Origin of the sequence: Laspinema sp. D2d, from assembly GCF_025370755.1 — a bacterium.
In the GTDB taxonomy this organism is placed as follows: Bacteria; Cyanobacteriota; Cyanobacteriia; order Cyanobacteriales; family Laspinemataceae; genus Laspinema.
On record NZ_JAMXFC010000045.1, the window covers coordinates 23,570 to 45,957 of the forward strand.

At 46.7% G+C, this 22,388-nt stretch carries 23 protein-coding genes; 5 read left to right on the forward strand and 18 right to left on the reverse strand.

Annotated elements, in window-relative coordinates; translation table 11 throughout:
* Nucleotides 1-135: 135 nt before the first annotated feature.
* Together NG796_RS22955 and typA are read left to right on the forward strand one after the other, a co-directional pair.
* Entirely contained in the window at nt 136-1,113 is a 978-nt protein-coding gene (locus NG796_RS22955; RefSeq protein ID WP_261209486.1) for a pentapeptide repeat-containing protein, read from the forward strand.
* A 163-nt stretch (nt 1,114-1,276) separates the two neighbouring features.
* Entirely contained in the window at nt 1,277-3,070 is a 1,794-nt protein-coding gene (gene typA, locus NG796_RS22960; protein ID WP_261209487.1) for a translational GTPase TypA, read from the forward strand.
* A gap of 130 nt (nt 3,071-3,200) precedes the next feature.
* Here the strand turns inward: typA and NG796_RS22965 are convergent, their stop codons facing one another.
* The 3 genes from NG796_RS22965 to NG796_RS22975 form a co-directional block, all read right to left on the reverse strand.
* The gene (locus tag NG796_RS22965) at nt 3,201-4,424 is read right to left on the reverse strand and encodes a type IV pilus twitching motility protein PilT (protein WP_261209488.1); all 1,224 of its coding nucleotides are present in this window, start codon (nt 4,422-4,424) and stop codon (nt 3,201-3,203) included.
* A gap of 413 nt (nt 4,425-4,837) precedes the next feature.
* Nucleotides 4,838-5,560 carry a hypothetical protein gene (locus NG796_RS22970; protein WP_261209489.1) on the reverse strand — a complete coding sequence of 241 codons (723 nt, stop codon included), beginning with the start codon at nt 5,558-5,560 and terminating at the stop codon, nt 4,838-4,840.
* Between the two features lie 392 nt (nt 5,561-5,952).
* Nucleotides 5,953-6,480 (reverse strand): tetratricopeptide repeat protein, encoded by a 528-nt coding sequence (locus NG796_RS22975; protein WP_261209490.1) that lies wholly within the window; start codon nt 6,478-6,480, stop codon nt 5,953-5,955.
* A gap of 132 nt (nt 6,481-6,612) precedes the next feature.
* On the opposite strand from NG796_RS22975, the gene NG796_RS22980 reads away from it, so the two are divergent.
* On the forward strand, nt 6,613-7,038 hold the full coding sequence (locus NG796_RS22980) for a hypothetical protein (RefSeq protein WP_261209491.1): 426 nt from the start codon (nt 6,613-6,615) through the stop codon (nt 7,036-7,038).
* A gap of 128 nt (nt 7,039-7,166) precedes the next feature.
* Here the strand turns inward: NG796_RS22980 and NG796_RS22985 are convergent, their stop codons facing one another.
* From NG796_RS22985 to NG796_RS23020, 8 genes are all read right to left on the reverse strand, one after another.
* Nucleotides 7,167-8,195, reverse strand: coding sequence for an alpha/beta hydrolase (locus NG796_RS22985; protein ID WP_261209492.1), 1,029 nt, complete (start codon nt 8,193-8,195; stop codon nt 7,167-7,169).
* Nucleotides 8,196-8,291: 96 nt separating this feature from the next.
* Nucleotides 8,292-9,188 (reverse strand): acetylglutamate kinase, encoded by an 897-nt coding sequence (gene argB / locus NG796_RS22990; protein ID WP_261209493.1) that lies wholly within the window; start codon nt 9,186-9,188, stop codon nt 8,292-8,294.
* A 114-nt stretch (nt 9,189-9,302) separates the two neighbouring features.
* A complete protein-coding gene (locus tag NG796_RS22995) occupies nt 9,303-9,851 on the reverse strand; it encodes a shikimate kinase (protein ID WP_261209495.1) in 549 nt (182 codons plus the stop codon).
* A gap of 104 nt (nt 9,852-9,955) precedes the next feature.
* Complete coding sequence (locus NG796_RS23000) at nt 9,956-11,443, reverse strand: hypothetical protein (protein ID WP_261209497.1); 1,488 nt, start codon at nt 11,441-11,443, stop codon at nt 9,956-9,958.
* A gap of 45 nt (nt 11,444-11,488) precedes the next feature.
* Nucleotides 11,489-11,881, reverse strand: a complete 393-nt coding sequence (locus tag NG796_RS23005; RefSeq protein ID WP_261209499.1) for a hypothetical protein — start codon at nt 11,879-11,881, stop codon at nt 11,489-11,491.
* Between the two features lie 54 nt (nt 11,882-11,935).
* Complete coding sequence (locus NG796_RS23010; protein ID WP_261209501.1) at nt 11,936-12,304, reverse strand: hypothetical protein; 369 nt, start codon at nt 12,302-12,304, stop codon at nt 11,936-11,938.
* 41 nt (nt 12,305-12,345) lie between these two features.
* A complete protein-coding gene (locus NG796_RS23015; RefSeq protein WP_261209502.1) occupies nt 12,346-12,582 on the reverse strand; it encodes a hypothetical protein in 237 nt (78 codons plus the stop codon).
* Nucleotides 12,583-12,650: 68 nt separating this feature from the next.
* The gene (locus NG796_RS23020; protein WP_261209503.1) at nt 12,651-15,689 is read right to left on the reverse strand and encodes a CHAT domain-containing protein; all 3,039 of its coding nucleotides are present in this window, start codon (nt 15,687-15,689) and stop codon (nt 12,651-12,653) included.
* 127 nt (nt 15,690-15,816) lie between these two features.
* Between NG796_RS23020 and NG796_RS23025 the strand changes: the two genes are divergently transcribed.
* On the forward strand, nt 15,817-16,038 hold the full coding sequence (locus NG796_RS23025) for a DUF6883 domain-containing protein (RefSeq protein ID WP_261209504.1): 222 nt from the start codon (nt 15,817-15,819) through the stop codon (nt 16,036-16,038).
* 102 nt (nt 16,039-16,140) lie between these two features.
* Entirely contained in the window at nt 16,141-16,392 is a 252-nt protein-coding gene (locus NG796_RS23030; RefSeq protein ID WP_261209505.1) for a DUF4926 domain-containing protein, read from the forward strand.
* Between the two features lie 215 nt (nt 16,393-16,607).
* Here NG796_RS23030 and NG796_RS23035 read toward each other — a convergent pair whose 3' ends face one another.
* The 7 genes from NG796_RS23035 to NG796_RS23065 all read right to left on the reverse strand — a co-directional run bounded on the left by NG796_RS23035 (nt 16,608) and on the right by NG796_RS23065 (nt 22,186).
* Nucleotides 16,608-16,865: a type II toxin-antitoxin system VapC family toxin gene (locus tag NG796_RS23035; protein ID WP_261209506.1), complete on the reverse strand. Its 258-nt coding sequence runs from the start codon at nt 16,863-16,865 to the stop codon at nt 16,608-16,610.
* Nucleotides 16,866-16,995: 130 nt separating this feature from the next.
* On the reverse strand, nt 16,996-17,223 hold the full coding sequence (locus NG796_RS23040) for a type II toxin-antitoxin system Phd/YefM family antitoxin (protein WP_261209507.1): 228 nt from the start codon (nt 17,221-17,223) through the stop codon (nt 16,996-16,998).
* 204 nt (nt 17,224-17,427) lie between these two features.
* A complete protein-coding gene (locus NG796_RS23045; RefSeq protein WP_261209508.1) occupies nt 17,428-17,775 on the reverse strand; it encodes a type II toxin-antitoxin system PemK/MazF family toxin in 348 nt (115 codons plus the stop codon).
* A 5-nt stretch (nt 17,776-17,780) separates the two neighbouring features.
* Nucleotides 17,781-18,023: a hypothetical protein gene (locus tag NG796_RS23050; RefSeq protein ID WP_261209509.1), complete on the reverse strand. Its 243-nt coding sequence runs from the start codon at nt 18,021-18,023 to the stop codon at nt 17,781-17,783.
* 327 nt (nt 18,024-18,350) lie between these two features.
* Entirely contained in the window at nt 18,351-18,911 is a 561-nt protein-coding gene (locus NG796_RS23055) for a Uma2 family endonuclease (RefSeq protein ID WP_261209510.1), read from the reverse strand.
* A 99-nt stretch (nt 18,912-19,010) separates the two neighbouring features.
* The gene (gene clpB, locus NG796_RS23060; RefSeq protein WP_261209511.1) at nt 19,011-21,635 is read right to left on the reverse strand and encodes an ATP-dependent chaperone ClpB; all 2,625 of its coding nucleotides are present in this window, start codon (nt 21,633-21,635) and stop codon (nt 19,011-19,013) included.
* A 206-nt stretch (nt 21,636-21,841) separates the two neighbouring features.
* A complete protein-coding gene (locus tag NG796_RS23065) occupies nt 21,842-22,186 on the reverse strand; it encodes a hypothetical protein (RefSeq protein WP_261209512.1) in 345 nt (114 codons plus the stop codon).
* Nucleotides 22,187-22,388: the final 202 nt, after the last annotated feature.

Below are 22,388 nucleotides of genomic sequence, written 5' to 3' on the forward strand. Positions count from 1 at the left end.
CAAAGGCGATCGCCTGGGGCAATGCTACCCTCAAGTTATCCGAAATCTGATACTCATCCCTTGAACCCTTCAGGGGGCGAGTTTTTATAGCGTTTAAATACCGGGTTTCAAACTGACTCAGGAGACAGGAACACAATGAAACGGACGATCGCACCCAAACAGGTCGCAGCAAGGCTGTTATCCGCCGCTGCTGCCGTATTACTTCCCTTCGCCTTTCCCCGAACCGCCTTCGGGGTTAATCCCGATCATGTCCTTCAGTTATTACGCACCAATGAATGTATGGGATGCGACTTGATTGGGGCAGACTTGCGCGGGGCCAATCTCCCTGGGGCCAATTTACTGGGAGCAGATTTGCGCGGGGCGAATCTTACCGAGTCCAATCTCACCGGGGCAGATTTACGCGGGGCCATTCTACGCTGGGCTGATTTTTCCGGGGCGAATCTCAGTGAAGCGCGGTTTGTTCGACCCCTACCCACGACGATTCGTCGCGATCGCATTACTTCAGTTAACCCCCCGTTAGTCATCTCCCAACTCACGGCGGCGGACCTGCGCGACGCTATTATGAACGGGACCAATCTTCATAAAGCTAATTTAAGCGGGGCCAATCTCGTCCGTGCAGACTTGAGAAATGCCAACCTCACCCAAGCAGACTTATCCACTGCCAATGTTCGCGCCGCCAACCTCTCCGGGGCGAATCTCCGAGGGGCGCGCTTACTCACCAGCAAGCTCAATGGTACGGACCTGAGTTTTGCAGACTTGAGTTTTACGGAACTCAGCGGGGCCTATCTGATGGATGCCAATCTCCAGCAAGCGAGTTTGCGCGGGGCCAATTTATCGGCGATCGAACCCACGGGTCCCCAATGTCCTGGGGCTACCTGTAAGGTGTCCCCGACTTACCTAGACCGGGCCAATTTACTGGGGGCCGATTTGCGCGGGGCGAATTTAACCGGGGCCAGTTTAGAACGAGCGACCCTCCAAAATGCCAATTTATATGGGGCGAATTTAGCCCGGGCGCGTCTGGGAGAGGCTAATTTGGAAAATGCTCAATTAATGAATACTAATCTCAACGAGGCGCAACTCAGTCTCACCCCGCCCGATGGCGGGCGCAGATAGTTTCCAGAGTCGGGGCAATTCCTTAATTGCCCCTCCAAATCCGGAAAGACAAAAATTTAGATATCGCATCTGCAATCTCTATTAAGATGCGCTAGAATTGTAAAGAAATATAAATGCTATCCGCTTTACTTTTTTCTGCAATTTCGCATCCCTGACGCAATTTATGAGTCTTCCCATTCGCAACCTCGCAATCATCGCTCACGTCGATCACGGTAAAACCACCCTCGTTGACGCCCTCCTCAAACAATCTGGCATCTTCCGCGAAGGGGAAGAGGTTCCTGATTGCGTCATGGACTCCAATGACTTAGAACGGGAGCGCGGCATTACCATTCTCTCCAAAAATACTGCCGTTCGCTTCAAAGACACGTTAATCAATATTGTCGATACCCCCGGTCACGCCGACTTTGGCGGCGAAGTGGAACGGGTTCTGGGCATGGTGGATGGCTGTCTGCTGATTGTAGATGCCAATGAAGGCCCCATGCCTCAAACTCGCTTTGTCTTGAAAAAAGCCTTAGAAAAAGGACTCCGCCCGATTGTGGTGATCAATAAAATTGACCGCCCCCGCGCAGACCCCCACGCGGCAGTAGATAAAGTCTTGGATTTATTCATCGAACTTGGGGCCGATGATGACCAGTGCGAGTTCCCCTACCTGTTTGCTTCGGGTTTGTCGGGATATGCCAAAACGAATATGGAAGAAGAAGGGGTAGATATGCAGCCCCTGTTTGACCTGATTCTCGATCGCGTTCCGCCTCCGGTCGGAGACCCCACCAAACCCCTTCAATTACAAGTCACGACCCTAGATTATTCCGAATATGTAGGCCGAATTGTCATCGGTCGGATTCATAATGGGGTCATTAAAGCCGGTCAACAGGCGGCTTTAGTCAAGGAAGGGGGCGAAATTGTTAAGGCTAAAATCACCAAATTAATGGGATTTGAAGGTCTCAATCGGGTGGATATGCCGGAAGCTTCCGCTGGTTATATTGTTGCCGTTGCGGGGTTTGCGGATGCGAATATTGGGGAAACCATTACTTGTCCCAATGATCCCCAAGCGTTACCTTTAATTAAGGTGGATGAACCGACGTTACAGATGACCTTCTGGGTGAATGATTCGCCCTTTGCTGGACAAGAAGGCTCCTTCGTCACCTCTCGCCAATTGCGCGATCGCCTCCTCCGAGAACTCGAAACCAACGTTGCCCTCCGCGTCGAAGAAACCGACTCCCCGGATAAATTCCTCGTTTCAGGACGGGGTGAATTGCACCTGGGTATCCTGATCGAAACCATGCGTCGGGAAGGCTACGAATTCCAAGTTTCCCAACCCCAGGTGATCTATCGTGAAATCAACGGTCAACCCTGTGAACCGTTTGAATGTCTGGTTCTGGATGTTCCCGAAGAAGGGGTCGGCGGTTGTATGCAGCGCCTCGGAGAACGACGCGGGGAAATGCAAGATATGCACGTCAATGCCACGGGACGCACGCAATTGGAATTTGCTATTCCTGCACGCGGTTTAATCGGGTTCCGAGGTGAGTTTATGCGTCTGACTCGCGGGGCGGGAATTATGAACCATAGTTTCCTAGATTATCGCCCACTTGCTGGAGATATTGAAGCCCGTCGGAATGGTGTGATTATTGCCTTTGAGGAAGGAACGGCAACGTTCTATTCGTTGAAAAATGCTGAGGACCGAGGGGTGTTCTTTATTACTCCCGGTACTAAAGTATATAAAGGCATGATTGTCGGGGAACATAACCGTCCTCAAGACTTAGATTTGAACGTCGCGAAAACAAAGCAGTTGAGCAACGTGCGGTCTTCCACTGGAGATGAATTGGTGCAGTTGCAAGCGCCGGTGGAAATGAGTTTAGAACGGGCGCTGGAATACATCGGTCCCGAAGAGTTGTTAGAAGTCACCCCGATATCGATTCGCTTGCGGAAGATGTCGATTAAGAAGTTAGCAAAACGCTAAATTAATGTGAGAGTAGAGTGGCGGACAGGCTCAAGCCTGCCGCTATACAAAAATAGCCCGCGTAGGCGGGCTATTTTATTGGATGTAATAATAACTTCAGTGGTTCTCTGGGTTCGTAGGAACGAGAGAATTAAGCAAAATCCCGAGGCGATCGCGAGGCATCAAATCCGCCTGTGCGAATCAAGCGATCCAATTCATTGGGGTCGGGAGAGTGCATCTCAGCTACTTCGATCGCCACACGACCCTCCATGACTTTGCGATACAGGTCCTGATTCATCACCTGCATTCCTTCATAAGTATCCGAATGCATTAAGGCAAAAGCCCCTTCATCATCTCCCTTATACAAGTAATCCTGCATGGTGGTGGTATTGATTAACACATCATTAATCGTCGTCCGTCCTCCATCAGTGGTGGGAAGCAACAGTTGAGCAACCACCGCATACAATGTTTCTACAATCTGAATTCGCAGGGCGACTTGTTCTTCTGGATTGAACATATTTAAGAGACGGTTGATCGCGCTGATGGCCGTCCGGGTATGGAGGGTTCCCAGGACCAAGTGGCCGGTTTGTGCCGCTTGGAGGGCGATATTGATCGTCAGGCGATCGCGCATTTCCCCAATCAGAATCACATCCGGGTCCTCCCGCAAAGCCGATCGCAAGCTGGAGTGGAAATCATCCGTATGCAGTCCCACTTCCCGTTGCGAGATCAGGCAACTTTTCGACGCATGGACATATTCAATCGGGTCCTCAATGGAAATGACGTGCTTAAAGCTGCTTTCGTTTAAACAGCGAATCATCGCCGCCATTGTCGTCGATTTACCCGAACCCGTGGGACCCGTCACCAACACCAACCCCTGGGAATGGGAAATTACTTTTTTGAGGACTTCCGGTAAGCGCAGTTCATCGATGGAGGGAACATGGAGGTCAATCAAACGCAGGACCATCGCCCCACCCATCAGGGTTTCAAAGCAATTCACCCGACAGCGAATAAAACCAGGGTAGAAAATGGCGGTATCCAGTTCTTTGGTTTTAGCAAATTGGGACCGCTGCGCCGGGGTGAGAATTTCGTTGAGATAAGCGTTAAACTTTTCTGGGGTTAGGCGGGGTTGTTCCGGGGCTTCGCGCATTTGTCCCCGGATTCTGAATCGGGGGATTTCGCCAACGCGAATGTGAATATCTGAGGCTTTGCAACTATGGGCTTGTTCGACCAGGGCTTTGATATAATTAGTGGGAGTTGCTGCCGGTTGCGCGGCGTTTCGATTGGCGATACCGGAGGGAGGCGGCGGTGGGGGTGGCAGCACTCTGGGCGGTCCGCTGGATTTCTGGCGTTTTATAGAGCTATTTGTCATCGTCATTTTTTTTCTCCTAGGATTGGCGATCGCCCCTGATTTTTTCTAAAAATGCGTAAAAATACCGTTGGCCGGTGTAGATATCGGGTAGGCCGGTCAATTTTTTGATGTATTTACTCAATATTGTAGAAAATTTTTTTACACTTGGTGGTTTCAGGTTATGGGTTTCTCATTTTGATCAAGATCTCTACGGGTTTGGGGTTAGCCTGCATAAAGGGGGATGAATTGGATCTATCCAAAGTGGGGACTATAACGAGACAAATTTTGTCGCCACTCGGGGAAGAAAGGAGGTCCAAATTAGAGACTCCCGGGATCCGCCAGCTTTGTCCTGGACTAGAGGGGTTAAGGTGAGGCATCCGTGCATGGGGAGGGGTCACCATTTAGGGTTCTTTCAGTTTCCCCTATTTAGGGTCTGGAAGTTAGAAAACCGGCACATCGCGATCGTCGGCGTGAGGGGGTTTATAGATATACTCTCGGTCAAACTGTAAATTTTTTGCTAACTCCCCTAGGGTTTCTATTTTTTCCAGTTTAAAGACTTCAAAGATATAATCTAAAATTTTATCCTCACTTAGGTCAATTTTAGTATAATAGAAGCTACCACTGACATCTCTGGCAATGAGCTTTTCATGAATTAATTTTTCTCGAATGGGTTTAATATAGCGATAAAATATCATTACCTGAATGGCGTAGCGCCCTTGAATTTCAAAAAAGCGCTGTTGTTCAATAAAGCTCATTCTAAAAATAATTTTAATAACTTCTATCCCAATAATAAAATTTAACAGATGAGTTAAGTAATCAGTTGTTAAATTTTCGGGAACGGTTCCAGTTAGTAAATAATACCGATAATAATATTCAGCAATTCGTTTGGATTCTCCAGTTTCATCAACGCCAAAATACTTGAAAACGGTATGAATCCGGTCCTGGAGATAATTTTGAGTTTTTTCAGCTAAACTGACTAATTCAGACTGAATTAAATCATTTAATGCCTGATGTTGTTGTTCCGGAGAAATGCAGGCAAATAAAGTTAAAGAATTTAATAAATAGCGGCGGGTACTTGGAGTTTTAGTGCGAAATTCTTCTAAGAAAGATTCGGGAATAATGTGACCTTTATCGAAGCGTTTATGTCTAAATTCTTGAGTCATAGCATAAATCCTTGACGGCAGCGCTCATGAGTGGATAAAGGGGATGAAAGAGCCAGCATTGGGGTTCCTCCTGGCCGATCGCCAGCACCAGGTAAGAGAAGAGGTAATGCCGTTAGGGAAACCTCGGATCCTGGACAGAGTAGCCACATTCGGACCGGGTTCCAATGGCGAAAGCGGTTGAAATGAGCGGGAATTGGGAGAAACCGCGATCGCCATACTGGGGTTCCCCGGATCTAGCTTGATTCAAGATTGAGAATTTGGCATCTCTGCTGATGGGTTGGGGGGGGTTATGTGGAACTCGGGTATGCCGTTAACTGAAGAATAGAACGCACTTGTCTTGATTTTAGCGTATTTTGGGAGGGTTTGAAGGGGGTGGAGAACCCGAAAGTTGCCTAGCTAAACCAGAGTAATCCCGCCACCAGTAACCCGACTGCCACCATCGCCACCCAAACAAATCCATTATCTTGGGTATTGATTTGGGAGAGGTCCTCAAACGGCAGTTCCGATTCCGAAGACTTGGGTTTTGGCTTTTTTGCCGTTGCCGTCATGCTGACTTGTGCAATTTTTGAGTTCCCCTCATCCAGGGTACTCATATCAGGAATGGAAACGAGCCATTCTGGACGGGATCTGAGTTCGGGTGCTTCTAAAATATAGATTAAGCGTTTGGCTTGTTTGCGGGTTTCGATGCTAGGATGACGCAGTAGTGTTCGGCATAAGGCGATCGCCTCAGAGGATTGTCCTGCTGCCTGGTAAGCGGTGACCAACCACATCAGGGTTTCTCCCCCTAATCGGGAATTGCGATCAACCAATTGACTCGCTTTTGCTAAGAATTGCACCGCTTCTCGATACTGACCTCGCTCAAATGCGTCTTTGCCAGTCTGGTACTCAAGTTTAAATTGCTCTAAGGGTTCTCTACTCACGATTTTTCTATAAAATGTCGCTGTTGATTGCTGAAATAGCCAATCTACTGAATCATTTTAGCGTTCCTGTGCGTCACCGAACCTGGTACTGGATTTGATTGATTTGGTTTATCCCCATTTTGAGGCAACACAATGTTTGATAAAATTCGTTCGTTTAGAGCATCTCATCCCGTCGCGATCGCCTTAGCACCGATGGCGATCGCTGCTGGAGTCTTTCAGTTTAACACCCCAGCCGCTCATGCTAATCTATCCATCGTGATTGACCGGGGGATTTCCATTCAGGTAGGACAACCCAGAACCGTCCATTATGGGTATCCCGGGGTCTATCCAGGACAATATAATCCCTATTATCCTCCCAATTATTATCCCCAATATTATCCCCAAACGGGACAGCCGACGATTCGGAATTCTACCTTAATTAATCCCACGGTAATTGATTCTCGCATCGAAAATTCTACCCTGATTAATCCGGTAATTATTGATTCCCAAAATCGCAACCGACTGCTAGTTCAACCTCGGACTAATCGGGTGCGAGGCGTGCTTCCCGGTTCGTTATAAATTTCTTGAGTTTTTAAAGATTAAATCCGGCAGAGTTATCTGCCGGATTTTTTAGGCCAGTAAAACTTCAATCGTTACCCCTGCAAAGTGGTTGACTGAAGATAGAGCCATTATGAAAGAAGAGAAACTTAAGCTCGCCGCAACCCGGTATGGCGTTGCATCACTAAAGAACGCTTATCCAGTAAGGTCATAAAAATGGGCATTTCTGCCGCAGTGCGATCGCCTAAATTCAGGGTCCGAACTGCCACATCAAACGTCTCGCCTCGGGTCATCCGTTCGGCAATATCCCCGACTTCATCCCAAGTTAAATGACTGTCAATATAAGCTTTTGCCATTGCAATCAACATTGATTCGTGAGGATTTCCCTCCCCTTGGGTCATCATCGTGTGAGGAATATCCAAAACCCGGTCAAAAATATGATACCAACTCCGAGGTGCGAAGCGGGAAACCGACTCAAACAACGTGCGATGTTCCCGATGACCTACGGCGCGATCGCTCTCACTCGAAATAATAAACATCGGTGCCGAGGCTTCTCGTTTCGCCCGATTCAGCACATCTCCCCCCATCAACAACACCGTTTTTAGGGCTTCCACGTCAAAACCATCGTACCCATACCGTGCCTGTCCGGGTCTTGGTGCACCCCAATCACAATAGTCCGGGGTCAGCTTTCGCACAAACAAATCCAATACCCGACTACTACTGCTTAAATAGGGCGCAAATAACAAACAACCGGCAATATCGTTACAGCGTTCCAACGCCAACCATGCCCCTACCGTCCCCCCGCCGGATAACCCACCGATGTAGACCTCTTCCCCCAACTCTTGAGCGCGATCGAGCCATTCCTGGGCAAAATCTTGATACGCTGCTGCCGTAGTCGGTAATGGCGCAGGATTCTGGCGACTCCAATTCCCCCCCTGACCATGACCGGGCATTAAGGGGACTAAAACATTGTAACCCGCCTTAAAAAATGCCTCTCCCATTGGCACAAACTGCCAGGGTGCAGCGGTAAATCCATGAAAGAACAGCAACACTTTTTTAGTCCGGCGAGGATGGAGAAAAAAGCGCGATCGACAGTGTTCATTCAGCAGAGGCAGCGCATCTTCACGGCTTTTGGCATTGCAAACAAAGTCGGCGATCGAACCACAGTAATTCAACATTTAAACACCCGGTACAGTCAGAAGGATCAAGGATATATAGCTATTTCATCCTTCTGACTCGGCAATCCTGATATAATGAAAAATCGCTTCTGAACTTTACCGCTGATATCCCGAAGCCACAATCATTGAACCAATTCCCGTATCGGTCAAAATTTCCAGCAATAAAGAGTGAGGAATCCGACCATCAATAATGTGAGCCGCTTTTACGCCTTGGGCCAAACTCCTCACACAACAGGTCACCTTGGGAATCATCCCCCCGGAAACTACCCCGGTTTTCATCAGTTCCCGCGCTTGTTGAATATCCAGTTGCGCCAGCAGGGTAGAAGGGTCTTTAGGGTCTTGTAAAATTCCAGCAGTGTCCGTCATTAAGATTAATTTTTCCGCACCCAAAGCCGCAGCCAGTTCTCCAGCGATCGTATCCGCATTAATATTATACGATTGACCCGCCTCATCCGCCGCCACACTGGAGACTACGGGAATATACCCGGATTTGACTAAGGCTTCTAAAATTTTGGTATTCACCGAACTCACTTCCCCGACAAACCCAATTCCTTCATCCCCTTGAGGACGTGCGGTGATTAAATTCCCATCCTTCCCGCACAACCCGACAGCAGAACCCCCCGCTTGATTAATCAGGGCGACAATTTCCTTATTCACCCGGCCTACTAACACCATCTCGACCACATCCATTGTCGGCGCATCAGTGACCCGCAGACCATTTTTAAATTGAGGTTCGATGCCGAGTTTGTCCAACCAGCTATTAATTTCCGGACCGCCTCCGTGGACCAACACAGGCCGGACCCCCACACAGGCCAAAAACACCAAATCCCTCATTACTTGGTCTTTGAGGGTACTATCTTTCATCGCTGCACCCCCATATTTAACTACAATGGTGCGTCCAGCAAATTGCTGGATATAGGGGAGGGCTTCACTAAGCACCTTCACCCGCATTGCTTCAGTTTCTTGTTGGCTGAGTTCTTTCTCGGTCAGCATAGGTATTCCCTGAAAATAGGACACTCCTAGCTTATGGCAATTTTTCAACCCTGAGAATCATCCAAAAAATTTGGGTGGGGGTAATCCAGCGAGTTGCTTCAGGAAGGGGGGGATTTAGTTTTGATTAACTCGGTGTTTGAGGATTTTGGCAATTTCCCCTAAAACTCCTGTAGCGATTTGTTCCGGGGTATCTTCCGGACCGACAATCACGCGCACATCGGCTTGGGAGTAGAGAGATTGGCGTTGGTCAAGGAGCGATCGCAGTTTAGCCATTGGGTCAGGGTCTCTTAACAATGGCCGGGTGGTATCCCCTTCCAAGCGCTGATAAAGTTGCTCCACAGGAACATCCAACCACACCACCACCCCATGTTGCAAATAACTCCAGTTTTGCCGATTCAGGATAATCCCTCCCCCCGTAGCGACAACCAGACGGGTATAGGCGCACAATTCGCTCAACACCTTGGTTTCCAGTTCCCGAAACGCCGCCTCGCCACTTTCGGCAAAAATTTCCGGGATAGACTGACCCGCCACCTGTTCAATCAGGCGATCGGTATCAAAATAACGATACTCCAGTTGAGGGGCCAGAATTTGGGCAACGGTGGTTTTTCCAGACCCCATCATCCCGACGAGATAGAGATTGCATCCTTTGAGAAACTGATTCACGATACTTGCTTAAGGCAGGGCGAGGTTATTTTTACCATTCTTGGGGGTCGCAAATCAAGGGTGAGGAGAGTTATCCTGGTTCTCGGGTTCTGCCTCCTCCTCTGTCATCTTTTATTCTGGGATTGATGGCAACCCTTACCTTTTTCTACAACTAATTGTATTCCTTGTCTAATCAACCAAACAACGAATCCCAGTAAAAACCCGATCGCAATGCTAATCCCCAAAACTTTGGTAAAGGGATGGAGGGGTTGATTAAAATCGGGCATCCATTGAATGGTCATCTCCCCTGTCTCACTTCCAGCAGTGAGATAGCCGGAACTGGATGCGGCAATCCCGGCACCGGCTAATCCGGCGCTGATGACATAAATCAGGGTTTCTAGGTTGCGATCGCGCTGTTTTTCCTGTTCTAACCGCAGGCGATCGCGCTTCGCTTGGTCGATTTCTACAATCCCTCGAATGGAGGCGATCGCCTGGTCCATCAACTTCGTCCCCTGTTCAAAATAGCCTAAATCTGCCTTAATTTGCGTCCGCAAATGCGGGGCCGTTTCTTCACCGAAGTGCTTCAAAAATGATAGTTCTTCCTTGTCGATTCCTAGTTTAGCACAAATCTCCTCAATTCTCTCCTTATAGTTGTAAAGATTTATCTCAATTGTATTGGTAAAATCTTTCATCTTTCCCAGTAGGCGGCTGTATTGTAGAGTATCACTGGATAAGTGCTTTAACTGGGCTTTAAAATCATCTAAATAAGCGTCATCCTTGGCATCAGGGTTAGCAGTATCCAGCTTATCTTGCAGCCTATCAAGGAACGGATCCAATTCGCGATAATAGGTAGTCAATTCCCCGTAAGTGTGGCGACTGTCATGAAAGGCGCGAATAATTTTGCTGCGGTAGAACAACAAGTCAAAGATAGAATAAAAGCAAGTTTGCAGGAGGCGATCGGTTTCTTTATCGCGAAATAGCCAGATAAGCACATGGGGAGACTCATCGGGGTCGCTGATTTTTCCATATTCAAAAATTGGGCTACCGAATAACTCCCCTTGGCGGGAGATAGGCGGGGAATTTGGACTGATTAAACTTTGGTAACAGCAATGCACTAAATGGTCTAAAGATTGCCGATATTGTTGTTTCAGTTCAGGCGTTAAATAGGCAGTCAGGATGAGAGTTTGCCCGAGAAATTGAGGATACTTTGGCAGGAGTAAGGGAATGTGCGGGGTAAAGGTTTTCAGGTGATTGACTGCCACCTCGGGGAGGGATGGATTTTCATCGTCATAACCGACATTCAACAACACAGCATAGCTATCATGGATTTGCCACGGTTGGACATATCCTTCAATCTCTGGGGAGTCGGTGAGGGTGAAGGGGATATCAGACTGATTCGGCAAGAGAATCTGGCGAGAAGGGCCATTGTCCGTCTGGCTAAAATCCAGATGGGGGGTCAGTTTTTCTGGGGTAAACTGATTTAAAATCACATCACAATAGTGCCACAGTGGATAATTGTCCCCCTGGATGCGTTCATCGCGGAGGGAGTAGGCGCAGAGATAGACATTGGGGGCAAAAATGCGATCGCTTGCTGGAGTGGGTTGGGGATTCATGGGAATTGCTGGGAGGGGTGAGTGCCTTTGTGCTTCAGTCAAAGGTTAAACAGAGGGGTTGGCATTGATGAATGGAGAGTGAATATCAATCTGCCAATTTTCATCGATAAATTCCAGATTTTCATCATAAATTAGCATCAGTTCACCGATACGCGGGTTAGGGGAGATGGTTTCTGGGGAGATTTCAGCTAAATTGAGAACAAATTTTAGTTGGATCCGGCGTTTGTCCCCGTGAAAGGCGATCGCGCGGGTGACTAATTCAGGGGAAAGAGGACGAGGCAAGGTGATTGTTTCATAAAATTGGTCCGATTCATCCCAATACCCCGCTATTTTATAATCGGACAATTCCAGATGCTCAAGAACCAAAGACTGGGCATCAAAATGGGTAAAAATTTCAGATAAATCCTGCCAACCTGGATGATTTTTTAAGGTAACCATAGTTTTTATTCCTTCTGGATTTCCGGCCAACTATCGGGTAAACTTTCCATGAATTTAACTTTTGTCCTTGCCTACCGCTTCTGATTGATTAGAGTGGCCGATTTTGGGCAGTCGGTCTTGCAAGGTATCTGCGATCGGGTGAACGGGTAAGTTAGTCAGAATTTGGCGATTTTCCTGGGTAGGTATATTATTTTGTGCTTTAACTTTTCGAGTAGCAGCGCGGACTTCATCTCGGATAGTCGGATATTGCTTGCACCAGTCTTTAATCCAGTTAGAAATGTTTGAAATTGGTGCATCAGGGGATTGGGTAAGGGATTGGTTGAGCTGGTCTAAAGCTATCTGAACATCGGATGTTTGAAATAAATCGGGTTTCGTTTCCAAAACCTTCAGAAATGCAGTTAAGGTTTCTTCGGGATTCGTCATGGTTTTCGTTTCCTCCACGAATAGCTATAAATTTATCTATTTTAGCAAAAAAATCGCTCAAAATCCATCGGCTTAGACTTTCCCATCGCCCGGTCCTGTTTAGCCCGTCGCGCTGCTGCTACTAATGCGGATTGGGTTTGATGAAAGGACGCCTCCCACTGCTGTTCATCCTGTAAATCGGCAACATATTCTCGCAAATACTCCAGCACTTGTTCTTGTAATTCCCTGGGCAAAGCGGCTACTATCTGCACTAAATCTTTGACGGATGCTGATGACATAACGGTGACTTCCAGACTTTTTCCACCTAAATTATAGCTGCCTCCTGACTTGTGCTAACCCAGTTTTTCTACTGTCCAACCGAGCAAAATGCCGACCAATAATAGGGAGACTGGAAGGGAATTTCCGTGAGACTGTACCATCCCGTCAACTCATCATCCATTTCCTGACGCCGTTCCTCCCCAATCAACGGACAACCCGCAATCCACTCCAACAACTTGTCTACCGTGACTTGCCGCATCCACTCCTGAGTTTGCTTCACTGCCAACGCCACCGGAGGCTGATTTTCCCCCAGGAGAGTTTCGTAAAAGCGAATCATAAAAATCGCCGTGGATAAATCATTCACCGCCCATAATGTCCCGAGAACATTCCGCGAACCGGCAAAGAAAAATCCGGCAAGAATGCTGATATATTCATCGCTACTGGTGCGAATATCCGTAATACCTGTTTCGCAAGCAGAGAGGGTGACGAGACGACATTGCCGGAAGCGCAGGTTAAAGATTTCTGGCAGAGTCAGGCATTCGATAGCGTCAAACTCACCGCCTTGAGAACGAATCCGGGGAGTCGCTGTTTCCGTAGCCGCAGTTTCCGGCAGTTTGGCATCGGCAAAAATCAGTCCCGAATTGCGTGGATTGGCAAAGTCAAAAGACCCGTGACAGGAGAAGTGGACGAAAGCGGCATCTTTTAATTGGGTTGCCGCTTGGTTAAACCCAGTTTTGCTGGCAGCATCTCCTTTTAAGACAGTCAAGGGATTAAATTGAGTTTGAATTGCTTCGACTTCGATATTGGTATAGTATAAATCTCCCGTCGGGTTTTGGATCGCAAACAAAGATTTCTCTTCTCCCTCTTTTCCTAGAGGGGTACTATCTTGTGATAAAGATAACTGCAAAATCTGACTACTGGGGGCATAGCGAATCCCTTGGGGAAATTTATCGCTGAGATATTCAGTCTCAGAAACGGGTAAAGCATGGAGAGGAAATAAATGCAGAAAGCGATAGGGAACTAAGATTAACTCCTGACAGTGGGAAGGAATACGAGAAAGCAGTTGATCCAGTTCCAAAATCGCTGCCAACCGCTGTAAGTAGAAGGGTAACTGCTTCTGCCACTGCTTATTATTTGTGTAATAAGCTTTTAAATACTCATTTGTCAACTGTCCCAACCTATTCCAGGCATCTTTATCGGTAGAGACAAAAATAGGCTCACCCTGACGAGTGACGATAAAGGCATGGATGCCTTTCCTTGTAGAATACCACTCCACCATAACAGTGTTATCATCCACGAGGGCTTGAATTTCCCGGTAGGGGATAGATTGTACTTGTTGCCCGAATCGGAATTTCGGGTCATGCGCGGTGATTTCCTCTTCGACTAACGTATCAATGTCTTGGCGTAATTTGATGAGTTGTTGAGTTATTTCAGTCTTTGAGAGTGGGGAAAATGTGCTGCTATCCCGCTGCTGCTGGAGATTCCAACACTGTTGGGATAAAGCATCGTAACGTTCCCACACTTCTGCGGAAACCCCTGGCGGTTTGAGGCGGGTAGCTGCCATCAATTCCACTAAGTTTCTGGCTTTGCTGCGTTCCGCATATTCCAAAGCCGCCGAGGAATTCTCTAATTCTAGACAAACTTCGACCATGACTTGATAGAGTTCCTGCCATTCTTCCGCTAATTTCTGTTTGTCTGCCTCACCCCCAATCATGATGCCACTGCGAATCTCTTCTACGGTATCAATCGCCGACGCAAAGGTCTTGTAGGCATTTTCTAATTGGTAACTGTTGCGATAGGCAAGTCCTAAATTAAATAAGGTCTGGGTATGATCGTGAGGTAATGAAGTACGAGTTCTAACTTTCAAGGCCAACTCAAAACATCTAATTCCTTCACTAATTTTCTCATTATTATCATGGTTCAAATCTGAAGCGCAAATTGTACAGCCCATGTTGTTGAGAGCTGTCGCCCAAAAGTCAGGAAATTTATCTTGTTTATAAACTTTTAAAGAATCGTCAAAGCAGGCTATCGCCCGCTTTAAATTATCTACATGATTTCCACAAACTCTATTTCGGTAGGCTTCTCCTAAACTATTTTTTGTCATAGCCCATTCTTGCGGATATTTTGTTAAAATTCTCACTGTCAACGATAACTTTAGATGATGAATTGCACGCTCAATATTTTTCTTTAAACCGCCTTTTGTGTGATTTCGGTAAGTTTCTCCAATGTTATGCTGAGTCATTGCCCAGTTATATGGATTTTTAGATCGCTTACGAACTTTTAAGGCTGCTTTAAAATACTTAATAGCGCATTCAATGTTATCTTCTCTATTTCCTCGTATTCTAGAACGATAAGCCCCCCCTAAATTGTTTTGCGTATCTGCCCACTTTTCAGGAAACGTCTCATAGGTATAAATTTGTAATGCTTGTTCATAACAGGCGATCGCTTGCTCCAAGTTCTCGGCTTGCTCTTCTTTAATACGAGTTTGGTAGGCATTAGCCAACGATATTTGGGTAAGAGCCCAATTATATGGATTACGCAGAGTATTGCTAAATACACTCAGGGCAACTTGGTGTCCAACAATAGCAATTTCTATATTCATCGCCGTATTGCCCTCCGGAAATTGGGTCATTAATGTACTAAATATTCCAATATTTACGGCAGCATCATGTGCTTTTTTAGGATCTATATTAGCTAGTCTATGATTATTCCATGTTTGCAAGATCTGGGCCAAGTTCAAATCCAATTTATCTAGGTTCTGTTGCAGCAGGGGATACACTAATGAGGGATTGCCTTGACTATCTTCAGTCGCTTTCAATACCTGTATTAAAAACGTGAGATAGTCTTCCGCTGTAGCATGATCTGGGGTTTCCTTGGATTCACCCCCACCTCCAGAGGGTTGCCGGTTGAGAGATTCCCCTAACTGTTGCGCCAGACTCCGCAGAAACTGATCTTGATTCTCTTCCCCTGCCTGCCGCAACTGTTGCGCCACCTGTTCGCATACCTGCACAAATCCCTCATCTACTAATTTGATCGCCTGGTTGAGGATTTGCGGTTTCTCGCCATCTGGACAGGCGAGGAGTTGTTGAATCAGGTTGTGATAGGCTTGGAGGCGCTGTTCGTTCATGACCCGGGATACAGTAGGGAGATGGTTGTTATTGTAACCCAACCTAACTGACTGGATTTTGAGATAAACTTCAGGGGTACTGGTTGAACCTTTTCACCTAATGCTCATTCCCTACTCTGAGAACGCAGTGGTCGATATTCGTAAACTCCGGGACTACTGCCTTAACCTAGAACATAATGATGGCAAGCACAAGGCGCGGCTGTTTTTGTCTATTCTGGGGATGAGTGCCGATGATGCAGAAGCCTTACGCCAAATTTTGCTAGAGGTTGTTAACACTCAAGAAGCACAACTCGGCAGACTCGATGACTTTGGTCAACGTTACACTCTTGATTTTACAATGGAATGGTAGGACAAAAAGGCCACCCTTCGCAGTGGTTGAATTATAGAGGCTGGTTCCAATATCCCTAAGTTAACGACCTGTTACCCATTATCCTAATTAGAGGTAAAATTGATGAAACTCAACCAAATTAAGTTATTAGATATAGTCGCTCTTACTGTTGACATTCCTCAATACAATTTATGGCAAGGGCAAGTTGGAACTGTGGTAGAAATTTTGGCAGATGGTGCCGCGTTTGAAGTGGAATTTACCGACTCTCGCACAGGTCAAACTTATGAATCTGTTGGTTTACGTCGGGAGCAAATTATGGTGTTACATTTTGAGCCAGTATCTCCAGATGCCAATGCAGCTATGCTGCCGGTCTAACCGTTATCATGACTCTTTGCTATTAAAATGACTGTTGCTCAAAATCCCCAAAAAACTGCGATTAGGGCTGTGGTCCAGTCTGGGTTAAAACCCGGACTTATTTTAAAAAGTTGGGCGAATTAGCCACCAATTATGGGGAGAAATCGGGTTTCTAAATTAACCCTGGGATAGGAGGCAAAAATTTGTGTAGAAACCCGGTTTCTTTGGGTAGTGCTTTAATTCCAAATTCGTTGAACTGGATAGGCATCGAAAGCTATATCTTTACTCAAGATAGGGATATTTTCTTGGATGGCTTGGGCAATTAATAGTCTATCAAATGGATCTCGATGATGAAAGGGGAGATTAGAGAGTAACCTCAAATGCCTCAGATTAATCGACAACAGGTCAAAATCAGCCCATTGAATTTTATCCGCAATATAATCAGCGGCGAGATTTTCTAGGGTTAATTTATTTTGACTTTGTTTAATCGCCATTTCCCACACGCTGGCTACACTAATCAATTTTGATTTTGATTGTCTTCTATCAACAGGCGAGCTTTATCGCTCAATTTAGGGTCTCCCATGAAAAACCACAGCAAAGTATGAGTATCCAGGAGTAAACGCATTACATATACTCCTGAAAATCATCTAAGGGTTCATCGAAGTCATCCGATAGGGCAATTTTGCCTCGATCGCAGCCAAATAAAGGGGGACGTTGGCTAGGAAGGGGGCAGGGGGAAATTTTAATCTGTTGCTGATTGTTTTTAGTAATCAGAATCTCTTCTCCGGCAAAAGCCTTTTCCAAGAGTTCAGGGAGTTTAGTCAAGGCTTGGTTAATGTCAATACTTTCCATTATGAATAACTTCTATAATTGATAGACTGGTTGAGGATTTAGGTTTCCTCGCCGCTGGGACAGGTGAGGAATTGTTGAATCCGATTGAGATAGGTTTGGATGCCTTGTTTGTTCATGGCCGGGGATACAGTAGGGGGATGGTGGTTATTATAATCCCGTTTGTCTCAGGAACCGATGGTAAACTGGAATTCTATGATTTCGCTATTATAACCCCAAACAATAGCGCACTGCTTCTTCAATTTCTAACATTTTCTCAGAAGATAATCGTCCTGCTGCTTGGTCTGGAAATCGAGTTTGGTCAAGAGAACGAATTTGAAAACATAGAAATACGGTTTCTAAGGGAAGTCCACTGTCTTCGGGTAAGACTCTGACATTGGTTGGGAAATCTCGGCGAATATTTTCGCCTTTTGTCCCCACAACTACTGTAACCACTAGGGGCAGTTCATTCACCGCATTGATGGATAAAACTAAGACGGGTCGTTTTCCCGCCTGTTCTTTCCCCTGAATCGGGTTGAGATTGACAAAATAAATTTCTCCTCTTTGAATTGCCATCAAGTTTATAACCCATCAAGTTCGGCAATGGCAAACTCTTCATCGATAGCGGCAATTTCTGCTTGAACTTCTGGGTCTTGGGCCATTTCTTGCAGTTGAGATTTTAAAAAGGCGCTATCATTAAATTTGCTAGGCTGTTGTGCTTTACTTTTAATTTGGTTGACCAAGTTCTCCAAAAGCCACTGTTGTTCGGAAAGAGATAAGTTGCGGATATCGCGAACAATTTCTAATAATTTAGATGAAACCATGTGCTGTTCTCCTTCAATCTAGGAACGGCAAAATTTTGAGCAAAAACCCGCACCCTTTAGGGTGGGGCTATACGGACAAAGCCTGCCTACGCAGGCTGCTCAATAAAATACATCTTTGATAGCCTGATTTGGTATCAGTGGCTATTTTACCTCAAAAAGCGCGTTTCTTAACTCAATTTTTGTAAAGATGCGTGGTGTTATGGTAACAACCCGATCTCTCAGGGTTTGCCGGGGTTTATCAAGTTCAGAACCCGGGCTTTTTACGGCTAAATCCTCTCTCTGGGACGATAATTATCCCCTAAAATCCACCACCTGACTCGCCCCGGACTACCCTAAAATTTCATTAACTTTGATATTAATGTCTGGAAAGGTTTGTAAGGATAGAGTGTCTCCGGGATAGAATTGATTGATAATTTGATACCCGGTGGCAGTGGGTTGGCGGTAGACTTCTAGGCAGTTTTCGGGGAGGTTGACTAACCACACTTCGGGGATGTGATGTTCGGCATAGAGGGGGATTTTTATGCTGCGATCGCCTTCTAAGGTGGTATCGGCAACTTCGACTAATAGAAAAATATCCGCCGGGTGTGGATGTTGGGTGGCATAGAAATCATCCCGGGGTTGCAGCAAGGTTACATCGGGTTGGGGTTGGGAGTTGTTGCCGAGTTGGATGGGGTTTTGGGTGTCGCACAATGCTCGTTTCCTTAATTTTTCGGATAATAATAACTGTAAGCGTCTGACACAAGCGGCGTGACGAGTTCCAATGGGTGACATTTCAATGATTTCTCCTCGAATTAATTCAACGTGATCGCCCTCTTTCAAAACCCCCATTTCTGCCATTTTACTATAATCATCAACGGTAAATTTATGCGAAACTAATTTAACACTCATTTAAGATATTCCTCCTAACTCATTCCCTAAAATTCCCCGCCTGTAGGGACGATTTGCGCATCGCCCCTACAGGCGGAGGTTTAAAACCCCCGCAAGACTTTACAAATCCGATTGAACTAACAAATCAGATGCTAACCGCTTAAACGCTAATCGCTCATTTTCCACATCCACGAAAATCGTATCCCCATTGGTAAAATCACCGCGTAAGATAGATTTAGCAATTTGCGTTTCTAACTCACGCTGGATGGAACGTTTTAGTGGACGTGCGCCATAAACGGGGTCATATCCCACTTCCGCTAAGAAATTCACTGCACTATCGGACAATTTCAATGACATCTTGCGATCGCGCAGGCGTTCGATGACTCGTTCCACTTGCAACTGTACAATCTGCCGCAATTGCTCTTTCTTCAAGGAATGGAAGATAATCATCTCATCAATTCGGTTCAGGAATTCCGGACGGAAATTACTCCGCATCGCATCCATCACCCGACCCCGCATTTCTTCGTACTGTTCGTCTTCCCCGGAGACATCTAAGATAAATTGTGACCCGACATTACTGGTCATAATGATGACGGAATTTTTAAAGTCTACGGTATGTCCTTGTGCATCGGTCACTCGACCATCATCAAGAATTTGGAGCATGATATTGAACACATCCGGGTGCGCTTTCTCGATTTCATCGAATAGAATTACCGAGTAAGGACGACGGCGAATTGCTTCGGAAAGTTGTCCCCCTTCTTCATATCCGACATATCCTGGAGGTGCACCGACTAACCGGGAAACGGCGTGTTTCTCCATGTATTCTGACATATCAATTCGCACCATTGATTCTTCGGTGTCGAACAGATAGGAGGCGAGTGCTTTGGCAAGTTCAGTTTTACCTACCCCTGTGGGTCCGAGGAAGATAAAGCTGGCAACCGGGCGATTTGGGTCAGATAATCCGGCGCGCGATCGCTGAATGGCATCGGCAACGGCGGTGACTGCTTCCTCTTGTCCGATGACCCGCTTGTGCAGTTCGTCTTCGAGTTGCAGCAATTTTTGCATCTCGGATTCCACTAATTTACTAATGGGAATTCCGGTCCATTTGGAGATGATTTCGGCAATATCCGCTTCGGTTACTTCTTCCCGGAGTAAGGTTTGACCGCTAGTTTGATTTGCGGCTAAATTGGATTCTGCCTGTTCCAGTTGCTTTTGCAAATTCGTGAGGTTGCCATATTTCAATTCAGCGGCGCGGTTGAGGTCATAGTTGCGTTCCGCTTGTTGAATTTCAATGTTGACGCGATCGATTTCTTCTTTAATACTCTGAATTTGAGCAATTACGTCTTTTTCAGACTGCCATTGAGCATTCAGGGTATGTTGTTGTTCTTTGAGGTTGCTGAGTTCTTTCTCTAGCCGTTCCAGTCGGTCCTGAGAAGCGATGTCACTTTCATTTTTGAGGGACAACCGTTCCATTTCTAACTGGAGAATTTTGCGGTCAATTTCGTCTAGTTCTTCGGGTTTGGAGGTAATCTCCATTTTCAGTTTTGCTGCTGCTTCATCTACGAGGTCGATCGCCTTATCCGGGAGGAAGCGATCGCTGATATAACGGTTGGATAAAGTCGCTGCCGCAACTAATGCACTATCGGAGATTTTTACTCCGTGATGCACTTCATACCGTTCTTTGAGTCCGCGCAAAATCGAGATACTATCGGCCACACTGGGTTGATCGATATACACTTGCTGGAATCGCCGTTCTAATGCCGCATCTTTTTCGATATATTTGCGATACTCATCCAAAGTGGTTGCACCGATACAACGCAGTTCTCCCCGTGCTAACATGGGTTTGAGCAGGTTTCCGGCATCCATTGCGCCTTGGGTAGCACCGGCCCCGACGACGGTATGAATTTCATCGATAAATAGGATAATATTCCCACCGGATTCGGTGACTTCTTTGAGGACTGCTTTCAGGCGTTCTTCAAATTCCCCGCGATATTTGGCACCGGCAATTAATGACCCCATATCGAGGGTAATTAATTGGCGGTCTTTCAAGGATTGGGGGACATCTCCGGCGATAATGCGTTGGGCGAGTCCTTCGGCGATCGCAGTTTTACCCACCCCCGGTTCCCCAATCAACACCGGATTATTCTTTGTGCGACGAGAGAGAATCTGGATGGTCCGCCGAATTTCGTCATCTCGACCGATTACCGGGTCAAGTTTACCTTCTCGCGCTGCTTGGGTGAGATCGCGTCCATATTTTTCTAGGGATTGATATTTGCCTTCGGGATTTTGATCGGTCACTTTTTGACTGCCTCTAACTTGGGAGATGGTTTCTTTGAGTTTTTGTTCGGTGAGTTTTAATTCTTGGAAGAGCCCTTTACCAAAGCGGTCATCTTTGGCAAATCCGAGTAATAAATGTTCTACGGAAATATATTCATCGGCATACTCTTTCCGATAGGCATCAGCGCGATCAAGGAGGGTATCCACGGTTCGTCCAAGATAGACGGAACTACTCCCACTCACTTTGGGTTGCCGATTGATAAATTGTTCCGTGCGATCGCGCATTTGTTGGACGTTGACTCCCGCTTTATTCAGAATGCTGCTGGAGAGTCCTTCTTGTTCGAGTAACGCTTTCATCAGGTGTTCACTTTCGATTTGCTGATGTTGCGCTTGTTTGGCAAGGTCCGGTGTCTGGGCGATCGCCGCCCACGCTTTTTCTGTAAACTGATTCGGATTATTGGGTTGCATACTATTTTTCCCTATTATTGTCACCTTTTTATTCTAATTAAGCCCTGTCCAGAGTAGAGATCGGGATTCCCGAATTAATTGGGTCGATATTACGCGAAACGGGGGAGATGGGGGATTTGGGAGATTGGGAGATGGGGGGGATTGGGGAGATGGGGAGGATGGGGAGATAGGGGTTTGTAGTCATGATTGAAGTCGTTTCTTCTGCTTCAACTCTCCCCTTTTCCCTGAACAACTTGTTGCAACCAATGGGGATAGGCAAAGGATGCAGCAGGGGTTAGGGGAAATTCCGGGGGATAAGAGGCGCTGAGGACCGTTGCGGTTGCTTTGAGGGTGTGAATCAGGGTGTCTGGGGGGCCATACGCTTCTAGGGCGAGACTCCACCAGGGTTGATCGGCGATCGCCAGTTGAGTCAGTTCTAAACTACACCCCGAGGAACCTGGGCGATCGCTGTTGATGGGTTCAAGCGTGGCATCTTGAACCTGATAGAACCGTTGCGATCGCCTTTTGCGGACCCTCCGCCAGGTTCCCTTTGCTTCCTCATCCGCTGGCATTGCCGGAGTCAACTCCTCACAAACGCACTTTTGCCAAGTTTCCAGATTTCCCGATAAGCAGTCTCCAAACTGGACCTCCCCCCATTCTGCTTGCCGCCATTTGATTTCTAGGCGGTCTTGTCGCCATTATTAGGGGTCGATGGGGAAATCACTTTCCCCACCTCCCATTCAGAACCCAGCGTGCCACTTTCACGGCACTAGG

Bases quoted from the DNA above. Each gene is read 5' to 3' on its own strand.
- NG796_RS22955 (WP_261209486.1), top strand. From the start codon at position 136: ATGAAACGGACGATCGCACCCAAACAGGTCGCAGCAAGGCTGTTATCC.
- typA (WP_261209487.1), top strand. From the start codon at position 1,277: ATGAGTCTTCCCATTCGCAACCTCGCAATCATCGCTCACGTCGATCAC.
- NG796_RS22965 (WP_261209488.1), bottom strand. From the start codon at position 4,424: ATGACGATGACAAATAGCTCTATAAAACGCCAGAAATCCAGCGGACCG.
- NG796_RS22970 (WP_261209489.1), bottom strand. From the start codon at position 5,560: ATGACTCAAGAATTTAGACATAAACGCTTCGATAAAGGTCACATTATT.
- NG796_RS22980 (WP_261209491.1), top strand. From the start codon at position 6,613: ATGTTTGATAAAATTCGTTCGTTTAGAGCATCTCATCCCGTCGCGATC.
- NG796_RS22985 (WP_261209492.1), bottom strand. From the start codon at position 8,195: ATGTTGAATTACTGTGGTTCGATCGCCGACTTTGTTTGCAATGCCAAA.
- argB (WP_261209493.1), bottom strand. From the start codon at position 9,188: ATGCTGACCGAGAAAGAACTCAGCCAACAAGAAACTGAAGCAATGCGG.
- NG796_RS23000 (WP_261209497.1), bottom strand. From the start codon at position 11,443: ATGAATCCCCAACCCACTCCAGCAAGCGATCGCATTTTTGCCCCCAAT.
- NG796_RS23005 (WP_261209499.1), bottom strand. From the start codon at position 11,881: ATGGTTACCTTAAAAAATCATCCAGGTTGGCAGGATTTATCTGAAATT.
- NG796_RS23010 (WP_261209501.1), bottom strand. From the start codon at position 12,304: ATGACGAATCCCGAAGAAACCTTAACTGCATTTCTGAAGGTTTTGGAA.
- NG796_RS23015 (WP_261209502.1), bottom strand. From the start codon at position 12,582: ATGTCATCAGCATCCGTCAAAGATTTAGTGCAGATAGTAGCCGCTTTG.
- NG796_RS23020 (WP_261209503.1), bottom strand. From the start codon at position 15,689: ATGAACGAACAGCGCCTCCAAGCCTATCACAACCTGATTCAACAACTC.
- NG796_RS23030 (WP_261209505.1), top strand. From the start codon at position 16,141: ATGAAACTCAACCAAATTAAGTTATTAGATATAGTCGCTCTTACTGTT.
- NG796_RS23035 (WP_261209506.1), bottom strand. From the start codon at position 16,865: ATGGCGATTAAACAAAGTCAAAATAAATTAACCCTAGAAAATCTCGCC.
- NG796_RS23040 (WP_261209507.1), bottom strand. From the start codon at position 17,223: ATGGAAAGTATTGACATTAACCAAGCCTTGACTAAACTCCCTGAACTC.
- NG796_RS23045 (WP_261209508.1), bottom strand. From the start codon at position 17,775: ATGGCAATTCAAAGAGGAGAAATTTATTTTGTCAATCTCAACCCGATT.
- NG796_RS23050 (WP_261209509.1), bottom strand. From the start codon at position 18,023: ATGGTTTCATCTAAATTATTAGAAATTGTTCGCGATATCCGCAACTTA.
- NG796_RS23055 (WP_261209510.1), bottom strand. From the start codon at position 18,911: ATGAGTGTTAAATTAGTTTCGCATAAATTTACCGTTGATGATTATAGT.
- clpB (WP_261209511.1), bottom strand. From the start codon at position 21,635: ATGCAACCCAATAATCCGAATCAGTTTACAGAAAAAGCGTGGGCGGCG.
- NG796_RS23065 (WP_261209512.1), bottom strand. From the start codon at position 22,186: ATGCCAGCGGATGAGGAAGCAAAGGGAACCTGGCGGAGGGTCCGCAAA.